The 12,893-nt window shown below is 32.0% G+C and carries 10 protein-coding genes; 4 read left to right on the forward strand and 6 right to left on the reverse strand.

The window, feature by feature from the left end:
- Positions 1-20 precede the first annotated feature (20 nt).
- The 4 genes from ribA to Q0807_RS06780 all read left to right on the forward strand — a co-directional run bounded on the left by ribA (position 21) and on the right by Q0807_RS06780 (position 4,028).
- Entirely contained in the window at positions 21-626 is a 606-nt protein-coding gene (gene ribA, locus Q0807_RS06765) for a GTP cyclohydrolase II (RefSeq protein ID WP_299107853.1), read from the forward strand.
- Between the two features lie 12 nt (positions 627-638).
- Positions 639-1,076, forward strand: a complete 438-nt coding sequence (locus tag Q0807_RS06770) for a thioesterase family protein (protein WP_299107855.1) — start codon at positions 639-641, stop codon at positions 1,074-1,076.
- Positions 1,054-1,836: an MBL fold metallo-hydrolase gene (locus tag Q0807_RS06775; protein ID WP_299107859.1), complete on the forward strand. Its 783-nt coding sequence runs from the start codon at positions 1,054-1,056 to the stop codon at positions 1,834-1,836. Before Q0807_RS06770 ends, Q0807_RS06775 begins: the two co-directional genes overlap by 23 nt.
- Positions 1,837-1,955: 119 nt before the next feature.
- The gene (locus Q0807_RS06780; protein WP_299107862.1) at positions 1,956-4,028 is read left to right on the forward strand and encodes a hypothetical protein; all 2,073 of its coding nucleotides are present in this window, start codon (positions 1,956-1,958) and stop codon (positions 4,026-4,028) included.
- 119 nt (positions 4,029-4,147) lie between these two features.
- Here the strand turns inward: Q0807_RS06780 and Q0807_RS06785 are convergent, their stop codons facing one another.
- The 6 genes from Q0807_RS06785 to Q0807_RS06810 form a co-directional block, all read right to left on the reverse strand.
- The gene (locus tag Q0807_RS06785; protein WP_299107865.1) at positions 4,148-5,347 is read right to left on the reverse strand and encodes a TlpA disulfide reductase family protein; all 1,200 of its coding nucleotides are present in this window, start codon (positions 5,345-5,347) and stop codon (positions 4,148-4,150) included.
- A 128-nt stretch (positions 5,348-5,475) separates the two neighbouring features.
- Positions 5,476-6,918: a TolC family protein gene (locus Q0807_RS06790; protein WP_299107868.1), complete on the reverse strand. Its 1,443-nt coding sequence runs from the start codon at positions 6,916-6,918 to the stop codon at positions 5,476-5,478.
- Positions 6,908-10,159 (reverse strand): efflux RND transporter permease subunit, encoded by a 3,252-nt coding sequence (locus Q0807_RS06795; RefSeq protein ID WP_299107871.1) that lies wholly within the window; start codon positions 10,157-10,159, stop codon positions 6,908-6,910. The genes Q0807_RS06790 and Q0807_RS06795 overlap by 11 nt, the downstream gene beginning before the upstream one ends.
- Positions 10,160-10,182: 23 nt before the next feature.
- The gene (locus Q0807_RS06800) at positions 10,183-11,265 is read right to left on the reverse strand and encodes an efflux RND transporter periplasmic adaptor subunit (RefSeq protein WP_299107903.1); all 1,083 of its coding nucleotides are present in this window, start codon (positions 11,263-11,265) and stop codon (positions 10,183-10,185) included.
- Positions 11,266-11,409: 144 nt separating this feature from the next.
- Positions 11,410-11,838, reverse strand: a complete 429-nt coding sequence (locus Q0807_RS06805; protein ID WP_299107874.1) for a hypothetical protein — start codon at positions 11,836-11,838, stop codon at positions 11,410-11,412.
- Positions 11,839-12,046: 208 nt separating this feature from the next.
- Complete coding sequence (locus Q0807_RS06810) at positions 12,047-12,490, reverse strand: hypothetical protein (RefSeq protein WP_299107877.1); 444 nt, start codon at positions 12,488-12,490, stop codon at positions 12,047-12,049.
- Positions 12,491-12,893 lie beyond the last annotated feature (403 nt).

Here is a 12,893-nt window from a genome sequence, read left to right on the forward strand (position 1 = left end):
GTTTAGTAAATATAAAATTTATGACAGACACTCATATTTTACAAGGGGAACGCGTTAAACTTCCAACTAAGTATGGACAATTTGAATTGGTTCCATTTCAAGAAAAAGTAAATGGAAAAGAGCACATGGCACTTATTAAAGGAGATTTAACTTCTGAAGATACGGTCTTAACTCGTATTCATTCGTCTTGTGCTACTGGAGATTTATTTGGGTCATTAAAATGCGATTGTGGAGAACAATTAATAGAAGCTATGAAAATGATTGAGAATAATGGAAGTGGCATTATTGTTTATTTGCAACAAGAAGGAAGAGGTATTGGTTTAATGAATAAGATGAAGGCCTATAAATTACAAGAAGAAGGTATGGATACCATAGAAGCCAATTTACATTTGGGTTTTGCTTCAGATGAACGAGAATATGATGTAGCTGCCCAAATTCTGAAAAATTTAGAGGTTAAGAAATTAAATTTGTTAACCAATAATCCGGAGAAAATTGTAGGATTAGAAGCATACGGAATTGAGGTTGTAAAGCGCATCCCGTTAATAATTCACTCTAATCCGTTTAACCAATTTTACCTTGAGACTAAAGAAAACCTTATGGGTCATCAACTTAGTAAAAATAATTAAATACCATGAGCTATGATAACTGATGTATTTCAATTAAGAACCCGTTACGGAGAGGTTGACCAAATGGGATATGTTTATCACGCCAATTATGTAATTTATTGTCACCAAGCTCGTAATGAATTATTAAGAAAGTTGGGATTAGATGAAGTTGAGCTAGAAAATAACCAGATCATATTGCCTGTAATTTCATTTGATATTAAGTATAACAAACCAGCTCATTTTGATGAACTGATTGCCATAAAAACAATCATAAAAGAAATGCCAAAGGCACGCTTTAATTTCGAATTTGAAATAAAAAACGAACTAAATACGCTATTATGTAAGGCTAAATCGACGGTTTTGTTTGTAAATAGTGAATCGCGTTTACCAAAACGTATTCCAGATTTTATACATAAAATATTGAAATCCAATTTTAAAAATACATCTCATGAAACTAACAGTACTTACTGAAAATTGTGCAGGGTCAGGATTTTTGGCAGAACATGGATTATCCTATTTAATAGAACATGAGGGCGAAAAATTCTTGTTCGATGTTGGGCATACTGATGTTTTTATTAAAAATGCCCAAACACTTGGTATTGATATTAAAAAAGAGGTAGACAAGATTGTTCTTAGCCATGGTCATTGGGATCATGGAGATGGACTTCAGTATATAGAAAACAAAACTTTAATTACCCATCCCGAAGTTTTTATAAAGCGGTCTAGAAATAAAGATTATTCAAGCCTTGGATTAAAGTTAAGTAAAACCGAGATTGAACAAAAGTTTAAATTAATTCTCTCAGCTGAAGCTTATTATATTACAGACCATATCATTTTTTTAGGACAAATACCAAGACTGAATGATTTTGAATCAATAACAACTAATTTTTCAGATGAATTGAGGCAACCCGATTTTGTGAACGATGATTCTGCTGTCGTGGTTATTCAGAATAATGAAATAATTGTAGTAACAGGTTGCTCACATTCTGGTGTTTGTAATATAATTGACTACGCTTGTAAAGTAACCGGAATTAATAATGTAAAATCTGTGACAGGAGGTTTTCATTTAAAATACAATGACTTACAAACCAAGAAAACCATAGAATTTCTTAAAAAGAATAATATAAATCATATTCATCCATCTCATTGTACCCAGTTTCCTGCTTTAGTTGCTTTTTCTGAAAATTTTAAAATTGAACAATTAAAAACAGGAATGGTTTTAAATTTATAAAAAAACCTATTTTTATAAAATAATAAATAGAAAAGTCACCAAAACTGATAGCTTTTATAATCAGTGAAATATCTAAGAAGAGTACGTCGTTCACGCGAACGTTTTAAATTAAATCATTTATGACAAATAATATATTAATAGAGGATCAATATAAAAGGACGAGTTTATTTGAAAAAGAAAATGTGAATTATCTGGTTCACGTTTTAAAGAGATTTAATACAGTTCCAAAAATGAACAATATCAATATTATTACATCTAATAGTGATCCCAATATATTTAAAATTATACCTAATAAATCTATTATTATTGGTTCATCATATCTAAAAAAGCCTGTTTTAGCTTTAGTTTATTTGAGATATGGTATTGAATGGCAATTATGGCATAAAGCCCTGATTAATAAAAAGGAAGATTCAGTATTATGTGATATTTCGGCTTATAAAGTCACAAGAATATTTTATGAATTGCTGCCAAAAGAGGATAAGGAAAAATTAGAATCTCTAGATTATTTCTTAATTAATTTAATTAAAAAAGATGAAGATATAAGTGCCGAATCTTTACTGCAATTTAAAGAACTTCAAGAATTACATGATTTAAAAAACACAAGCAAGGTATTTAAAGACTCTTGGAAACCAATTGTAGATAATTTAGCAAAACCAACCGAGTATTTATTAATGGATGGTGGAGATTTAAGATTAAATATAGATGAGGTTGCCTTGCTAAATAAATATGGTTGCAGACCGTTTCCTAGACCTGATGCATTTACTTTTGCTTCATCTACAGCAACAAGTGTTTCTAATTTTGCTTTTGACAAAACAGATAAAGTTAGAAGAATTGTAATTAAGAATAGTTTAAAAAATGGATTTAAAAGTTCTACTATTGAGTTTTCAGAATCACTAAAAAATAGACTTAAAAAGATTTTTAAATTAAATAACGAAAGTCAGATTATTTTTTCTCCTTCTGGCACTGATTCCTCCCTTCAAATAGCGGGTATCACCCAAATTATTACTGATAAGGAAATTGTTCACGTTTTAGTGGCAGCAGACGAAACGGGTAGTGGAGTTCCGGCAGCATTAAAGGGATGTCATTTCGAAAATACAACAGCACTCAATTTTCCTAGTAAAAAAGGCGATAAAATTGAAGGTTTTAGAGATATAGAATTAAATAAAGTGACGCTTAGAGATGAAAAAGGAGAGTTGAAATCTTCAACTCAAATAGATCATGAAGTTTTTACAGCCATTTCAAAAGCTAATGATTCTGGTAAGCATGTTGTATTACATGTTATGGATCAATCTAAATTAGGTTATCAGTCGCCTAGTGAAAAAATGATAGAAGATTTAGATACATTAGAGAATTTGTCTATACAAATAGTTGTGGATTCTGCACAAGTAAGATTAGACCCAAAAGATATTCAAAACTATTTACATAAAGGCTATATTGTCTCTATAACTGGAAGTAAATACTTCACAGGACCTCCATATTCTGGAGCATTAATTCTGCCAGATAGCGTGAGTAAATCTATCCAAGGAATAAAAAGCACATTACCAGAAGGTTTAACTAAGTATTACAATCATTCCGATTGGCCAACCTCATGGCATTGTTCAAAAGATTTATGCGAAGGATTTAATTATGGTTCTTATATGCGTTGGAATGCTGCCATAGTAGAAATGGAAAGATATTTTATGACACCAGTTTTGTATAGAAACATGGGCATTGAAATGTTTTGTAATTTTGTTGAAGAATCTATAGATGAAGCCACATTTTTAAAGCCACTTTATGGTAATGAAACGAATACTAATTCTTATAAGAGCAAAGAATTTGGGATAAGAAATATGCGTACTATTTTTCCTTTTTTCATTCTAAAGGAGAACAAAGTATTATCTGTAGATAAGGTTAAAAAGCTTTATGTGTTGTTAAATTCAGATTTATCAAATCACTATAAAGATTCATCTTTAGAGATTATTAGGCTTGCAGCGCAAAAATGTCATATTGGTCAGGCTGTAAATGTAAAATATGGTAACGATATTCAAAGTGCTATTTTAAGAATTAGCTTAGGTGCCAGAATTATTTCGGAGAGTTGGGTAAATAGAGATATTAGTCTCTTTTTTAGAAATATTGAAACTCAAATGAGTCAGGTAACTGTAATTATTAAAAAAATTGAACTGATTCTTAGTAATCCAGAATTGTTGGAGTAATTTAATTTATAAAATAAAACGAGTAGGGCTTAAAAGTAAACTTTTAATGAGTTTTTAGTAAAACGTTTAATAGGTATTTAATTTGAGTCATTTCATTCGTTTTTAAGACAAGTAATTTACTATTGTTTTTCTATGTAATCTTTTACCCAATGCATTAATTCTTTACCATGAAGATTTTTTGCAATAACAACTCCTTTGTCATTTAAAATAAAGTTAGTAGGAATGGTTTGTACACGTATTTTTTTTAAGAAAGGTGTATCATCTCCTTGTAAATCAGATACGTTTAACCAACGATTGGCACCATCTTTATGGGTTGCTACTTGCCATGATTTTTTACTACTTTCTAGAGCGTAGGCAATTATCTGTAATCCTTGAGTATTGTATTCCTCCCAAAGAGGAACTAAAACCTCTCGGTTTTCTATTCGGCATGGTGCACACCATGAAGCCCAAAGGTCAATAATTGTGATTTTTTTACCTAATTGATTATTTAATGAAAGTGTATCTTTAGTTATCGTTGGTAATGTCATATTAGGAAATTGATCTCCTATGAGCACAGGTAAATTATCAGGTTCGCTTTGTTTACATAATTGCTTAACCCAAGTATGTTCTGGTTGTACTTTGCTCCATCTGTGACATTGGTTGACTAAAAATTCAGGAATACGTTCATAATCATTTTCAGGGCTAGCCCATCTTATAGCTATTAATGCAGGCATTAGATATTGTGTGTTATTCGCAAATTTCATTAATTCGGTTTGGTATTGTAAAACAGCATGTTCTTTGTCTAATATTTGATTACCATCTTCCAAATGCCATTCCTTACCATTTAAGTATGTTTCATAGGCTTTTAAATTTATATCTCTAAGTTCTAATATGGCTTTATTAATTTCAGAAGGGTTTTCAATCGTGAAACTTTTTTGTAGGTGATTAATATTGGCTTTAACTTTTATGATTTCATCCGTTTGCCATAAAATCGGCATGTAATTCGCTAGAATGGGATTATTCGTAATTAAATAATTAGAACTTTTATCTGGTTGTTTTAAAGCTAGTTCCAATAGTATAGGTTCGGTTGTGTTAGGCGTGTTTACAAATTTAAAGTAACCTTTAGTATCTATGATAGCAGAATCTATAGCCTTTCCGAAATAGGAAGCAGCTGCCTCCTTTAAATTATTTGGTTTAATCAGGTAAATTGTAGCACCATCTGTTTTGTTTCCTTCTAATTTTCCTGATATATATGCAGGAGAATTACAGGATATAAGAGTTAATGTTAATAGTATAAGTATAATACTATGTTTTATTAAGACAGTTTTAGGTTTGACCATGTTAGAGCTATTATGTGTACTAAATTAAACAACTAATTTATTTGTTTGTAGTTTAATTGCAAAGAATTGACAAATAAAAAAGCCACTTTGCAAATGCAAAATGGCTTTAAGATTTGGGGACTCTTCAACTAATGCCAACCACCACCTAAGGCTTGATAAACTTTTACGTTCGCTAAAAGCTGATCTCTTTTTGTTTCAATGATTTCAATTTTAGAATCTAATGCTTCGCGTTGCGTTAATAAAACTTCTGTGTATTCTGCTCTTGCAGATTTAAAGAGTCTTATAGAAAGGTCAATCGCTTCCGTTAATGCTTCAACTTGCAATTCTTTTAAAGCATAATTTTCTTTTAAATTGTTAATATCAGAAAGTGTATTAGCCACTTCTATATAGCCATTTAAAATAGCTTTTTCATATTCAAAAACAGCTTGTAATTGTCTGCTATTTGCGTTTTTATATTCTGCTTTAATAGCGTTTCTATTAATTAAAGGGCTAACAACATCACCAACTAATGAGTAAGCCAGAGATTCTGGCGTGCTTGTTAAAAATTCAGTTTTAAAAGCTTGTAAGCCAATACCAGCATTAATACCAAGAGATGGGTAGAAGTTTGCTTTTGCAATTTTTACGTTCAACTTTGAAGCTTCTAACTCATATTCGGCTTGTCTTATATCTGGTCTATTGGCTAAAAGTTGCGCAGGAATCCCAGCACTAATAGCATCGATAGGAAGGTCAATAAAATTTTCTGAGTCCCTTTCTATTGGCTGCGGAAAACGGCCTAAGAGAAAATTGATGTTATTTTCGACTTCGACGATTTGTTGTCTGATTTCAAATTTGTTGCTTTGGTTTTTATAAACTTCAGCTTCAAATCGTCTTACTGCTAATTGCGTTGCTCTAGCCGCTTCCTTTTGAAGTTTAACCATTTTTAAAGCATTTTGTTGAATCTCTAAATTTTGCTCAATAATGATTAATTGATTATCTAAGGCTAACAATTCATAATAAGAATTCGCAATTTCAGAGACAATAGTTGTCACCATAAAATTCTTACCTTCAATGGTGCTTAGATATTCTAGAACTGCGGCTTTTTTACCGTTTCGAAGTTTCTTCCAGATATCTAATTCCCAAGAAACATTTAATCCAACAGAAAAATCAGTTAAAGGCTCAGGGAATTCTTCATGTTCTCTAATGTTTAACTGTTCTTCTACAGCGCCATCTCTAGTGTATTCACCTACTTTTTCAACTTCAGTACCAGCATATACATTTACAAAAGGCAGATATTCCCCTTTTCTAATTTTGATTTCGTTATTTGCCATTGCAATTTGCTGTAACATAATATTGAGCTCTTGATTGTTGGCTAGGGCTGTTTCAATCAATTCAATTAATTTTGGATCTACAAAAAAATCTTTCCAATTTACAGTAGCCAAATTAACAGTGTCTGTCGCTCTATTTTTGTATTGCTCTGGTACAACTTTATTTTCTTCTCTTATAGCCTTTTGGGTAGGCACGCAAGAGTAGAGTAGAAGTATAGCGAGTACACCAAAGAGGTGTGATTTATTAATTCTTATTCTATTCTTCATCTTTATCACTTTTACGAAGTTTTTTTAATAATTTTTTTAGTTTGCTGATATTTTCAGCATTTTCTAAGGTTTGATTTTTGCTTTCACTTACTCTCATCATTTCCTCAGAAATAGGTTCGCTTGCTTCATCTTTAATAAGACTATTGCCATCAGCCATGGTAGCGAAAATGTAATACAAACCAGGAATAATTAAAACACCACCTAGTGTACCAATTAGCATTCCACCTAAAGAAGAACCACCAATAGTTCGGTTACCAATGGCACCTGCTCCAGAAGCAACAACTAACGGTATTAGTCCTGCGATAAACGCAAAGGACGTCATTAAAATAGGTCTAAATCTTGCTCTAGAACCTTCAATGGCAGCTTCTAAAATTGTGGAACCTTGCCTACGTTTTTGTACGGCAAATTCAACAATTAGTACTGCATTTTTCCCCAATAAACCAACGAGCATAATAACACCAATTTGCGCATATACATCATTAGCTAATCCCATGGCTTTTAAAAGTATGAAAGAGCCAAATACACCTACAGGTAAGGATAGTATAACGGCAAATGGTAATAAAAAACTCTCGTATTGTGCAGCTAAAACGAAGTAGACAAAGATTAGTACGACTATAAAAATATAGATAGATTCATTGCCTCTTTTTGCCTCGTCATAGCTTAAACCTTCCCATGCAATGTCATAACCTCTTGGTAATTGGGTAGCAGCAACTTCTTTTATAGCCTTAATGGCATCATCACTTGTAAATCCGGGAGCAGGTAAACCTCTTATAGAAGCTGAGTTGTAAAGGTTGTAACGTGTAATTTCGTTAGGTCCTAATTTTTTCTCAATACTCATAAAAGCAGAATAAGGAACCATTTCGCCTTCTTCGTTCTTTACAAAAAGTTTTTCTAAATCAGTAGGAAGTCTTCTGTACTCTGGTGCAGCTTGTGTATAAACTTTAAAGAATCTACCAAAACGAATAAAACCTTGCTCGTAAGTACTACCAATTAAAATGTTTAGGTTTTCCATGGCTGTACCAATCGTAACCCCTTTTTGCATGGCGATTTTATTGTTTATTTTTAATTCGTATTGCGGATAGTTAGCCGAAAAGAATGTAAATAAACCAGTAAGCTCTTCGCGTTTAGATAACGCTTCCATAAATTCATTATTGATGCTTTCAAAATGATGATAATCTGTAGAGTTGGTTTTGTCTAATAAACGCATTGCGAAACCTCCTGAAGATCCAAAACCTGGTACTGCAGGTGGTTCAAAGTATTCTATGACAGCACCTAAATCTTTGGTTTCTTCTTCTAGTTCTTCCATTATTTCATGAACTGAATGATGACGCTCTGACCAAGGTTTAAGGTTAATTAAACACGTACCAGCATTAGAGCCTCGACCTTCGGTCATAATTTCATAACCAGCTAATGAAGATACCGATTCTACACCTTCAGTTTCTTCACATATTTTCTGAAGTTTTTTAGCTACTTCATTTGTTCGTTCTAAAGTAGCACCAGGAGGTGTTTGGATAATGGCATAAATCATCCCTTGGTCTTCGTTAGGAATAAAACCGGCAGGTAATACTTCATTTGTAAAGAAAATACCAGCACAAAAGGCAGCTAGGATTCCAAACGTTACAATTCTTCTGGCTACAATTTTGTTTAAAATCTTAACGTATTTTCCAGTTAGTTTTTCGAAACCTCTGTTAAACCAATCGATAAACCTATCTAATGGTGACGTTCTTTTTTTGCCATGATTGTTTTTTAGTAACATAGCACAAAGTACAGGTGTTAAGGTTAACGCAACAATAGCAGAAATTACAATAGAACCAGCCATGGTGATGGAAAACTGTCTGTAGAATACACCAACAGGACCTGTCATAAAAGAAATAGGAATAAAAACCGAAACCATTACCAAAGTGATGGCTACAATGGCTCCTCCAATTTCTCCTAAAACTTCAGACGAGGCATTATAAGGGGAAAGATGTTCTTCTTCCATTTTTACGTGAACAGCTTCCACAACAACAATGGCATTATCTACAACAATACCAATAGCTAATACTAAAGCAAAAAGTGTAATAAGGTTAATAGATAGCCCAAATATTTGCATTACAAAAAATGAGCCTATTAAGGAAACAGGAACGGCAATAATAGGAATTAACGTTGAGCGCCAATCTCCTAAAAATAAGAATACTACAATAGCTACTAAAATAAAAGCATCTCTTAATGTATGTAATACTTGCTCAATAGAGGCATCTAAGAAGTTTGAAACATCATAACTAATTTGAAAATCAATTCCTGGTGGTAAATCAACTTCCAGTTCATCTAGTTTCTCTTTTACTAATGCGATGACATCACTACCGTTACTACCAAAGGTTTGTTTTAATACAATTGAAGCAGAAGGTTTGCCATCTAAATTAGAATAAATATCAAAAAATTCACTCCCTAATTTAACTTCGGCAATGTCTGAGAGTTTTACAAACTCACCCTCTTTGTTGGCTTTTACAATAATCTCTTCGTATTGTTCGGGCTCATTGTATCGGTTTTGATACGTTAAAACATATTCTAAAGATTGTGATGTTTTACCAGAGCTTCGACCCAAACGACCAGGTCTTGCCAAAATACTTTGATCTTCCATAGCTTTTAATACTTCTTCAGCAGAAATATTATAAGCACGCATTCGGTCTGGTTTTAACCATACACGCATAGCGTATTTTCTACTTCCTAAAATTTGAGCACTTGCAATACCATTGATTCGCTGTATTTCTGGAATTATTTTGGTGTATGCATAGTTGTAAAGAAACTTTTCGTCGTTGTCTTTGTTTTCACTAGACAGGTTAACGTACATAAGCATACTAGGCTGAACAGGCGTAATAATTACACCTTCGCGCTGCACCAATTCTGGTAATAAAGGCATAACCTGATCCACTCTAGTTTTCACCCTAACAACAGCTTCATTAGGATCCGTTCCTGGTTCAAAAATAACACGTAATGTACCTTCACCAGCACTAGTAGCATCAGATGCGATATAGCGCATATCTTGAACACCATTAATAGCAGTTTCTAACGGAATTAATGTTGAGTTAACCAATACATCTGCACTAGAACCTGGATAAGCAATAAAAATGTTTACTGTTGTAGGTGCAATTTGTGGAAATTGAGATATAGGTAATTGCTTTATGGCAAGTCCACCTATAAATACAATGATTACCGAAATGACAATAGCCAAGACGGGTCTTTTTATAAATTTTTTAAACATAATGTCTGAAGATTAAATAAGAATTACTCAGCGTAAAGCGCTAGGTTAGATAATACTGAAGTGCCATCTACCATTTTAATATGAATTTTCTCTTGGTCTTTAACCATTCTTATCCCTTCTAGAAGTATATTCTCATTTTCAGATAAGCCTTTATCTACAATAAATAAATGTGGTAATTCTGCACCAATTGAAATTTCTCTTTGATGTACAACATTGTTTTTATCAACTACAAATACGTAAGTTTTATCTAAAATCTCGAAAGTTGCTTTTTGTGGAATAATCACAACGTCTTTGTAAGGTACGGTCATTAATACGCTACCAGTTTCACCATGTCTTAAAATTCTGTCTGGATTAGGGAATGTTGCTCTAAAAGCAATATTACCAGTCTCACTATTAAATTCACCTTCAATGGTTTCTACGATACCTTTTTGATTAAAGCGCTTATTATTAGCCATTAAAAGTTCAACGGTTTTATTGTTCTTTTTGGTATCACTCATTATGTAATCTAGATATTCAGCTTCAGGTACATTAAAATACACCCACATTTTACTGTTATCCGATAGGGTAGTAAGCAATTCGCCTTCATCTAAAAGGCTACCTTCTCGTGCTTCTAAATGGTCCATGATTCCATCAAAAGGTGCTTTTATACTGGTGAAACCTAAATGTGTTTGCGCAAGCGCTACTTCTGCATTGGCTTTATCTAAATTGGCTTTGGCCATGGCCAGTTCGTTAGGTGAAACAACATTCCCATCAGCTAGTAATTGGGTGTTTTTAAGTTCAATTTCGGCAACGTTAGATTCGGCTTTAGCCTTTTGTAATTCGGCCTGATAGATGTTTGGCATAATCTGAAACATCTGCTGTCCTTTCTTTACATGTTGTCCTTCATCTACAGAGATATGTTTTAAATAGCCTTTTTCTAAAGCTCTTAATTCTATGTGTCTAATAGAGTGAATTTGACTTACATAATCCTTTGTAATTAAAGTGTCTTTTTTTACAGGATTGGTAACAAGGAAGGTTGCTTCCTCAGGTTTTTCTTCTATCTTTTTATCACAGCTAGCTAAGGTAATAAGCATAAGCATACCTGTAAAAACGGTTGTTTTCTTAATGATATTCACGTGTTAAAATGTTTTATAAAATGATATAATTTATTAATCAAGCCTATTTAGGATTGATACTTTTTTGGAGTTTAGATAAAAACTCTAAAACTTAAATTAAATACAGACAAATGAGAGATGTCTGCTTTGTGATTATCAAATTATAAAAACCTGAAATTGTACATGAAGCCTAAGTTTAGGCTCAATACTATCATTTTGAGTACGATAATTATTCTTTTGAAGTACTTTAGAAGCATTTTTAAATAAAGTAGCATTTATAAAGAGTAGCTTTAAATAATCTTTATAGAGTGCTTTATTACCAGAAGATAATTCTTCATCTTCCCCTTCGTTTATTTCAATAAGCTCAAAAACCAATTGCTCATCCGTTTCATTGCGAGCAGGATTTATGGTGGTTTTAACTAAACTTTTAAACTCAGAAGAATGAGTATTAGATTGTGTTACGCTAATATTCTGCGATACATACCCGTTGTTATTATTAACAGCATCACTTGCTTGCATATGGGCAAACGTGCTTAATAATAAGACAGAAAGTAATACTAAGTATTTGTTAAAAGTTGGTTTCATTTCAGAAAGCAAAACTAGATTATTAGATTAATATAACCAACAATGGATGAATTAAAATTTTCTTAATAATGTGATTTTAGTTTTTGTTAATTGAAGTTTCTATTGGCTCATATAAATTTCAAAAAGTGAAAAAAGATCTGTTTATTAGGAGTTCCGCAGAATTTTTTTGATATGCTTTAAATGTTTTTTTTTTAATCCTTAATAGCAATTAATTATACTCGTTATTATGTGCTGCTTTATTTTCATCTTTATCATAAACAACTAAATAGTTACTATTCATTAGTTCCGTTTTCGAATTTCTTAAAACTTTCCATTCATCTTTTGTATCAAAGACTAATGTATCAGATTTAATAAATAATGAAGGCTTATGATTTTCGAAAAACGAAAATGAAATTGAGTCATTGAATTTCTTATAACTCCCTGAATAATATCCTGAATTTGCTATTCCTAAAACTTTAGAATAATATCTAAAAGTTTTATTTTTCCTTAAAATCAGTATATCATCTCCCATTTTCCATCCACTTGAAGCTCTTAATTCCGTTTTAGAGAATCGGTTATAAAAATCTTGTCGTCTAACTTTTCTATCAACCTTGTCCATTGTTCCGCAAGATGAAAAAATCAGAAGGGAAAATATAAATACTAAATATCTCATATTCTAAAGTGTTCGGTTGCTTTTAAGTTACACATAACGTGTTTATATATGGTTAGTTGCGTGGTTAAGCAAGTAAGTACGTAAAAAGCAATTAATTATACACGTCTTAAGTTAGCATTTTAATAAAAGTACTAATTTTAAGATATAAATAGATGGAAAGAACAAAAGAGAGAAATAAGATTAGTATACACGGTGAAGCTTAAGACTTCGACAACATTGATAATCCTCTCTCTTTTACTACTAAGATTTCGTTCAGTTCTGTGAGACCTAGATCTCGTTTTCAAGTTGTTGAAACATCGGTAGCTATGTTCTTTCCAAATTTCAAGTTGTTATGAATAAATATAAAGAAATTTATGGAATTGACATCAGTAAAGATGTCTTTGATGTTTATGGTTCAAAAAGT

Source organism: uncultured Winogradskyella sp., from assembly GCF_947495255.1.
Taxonomy (GTDB): Bacteria; Bacteroidota; Bacteroidia; order Flavobacteriales; family Flavobacteriaceae; genus Winogradskyella.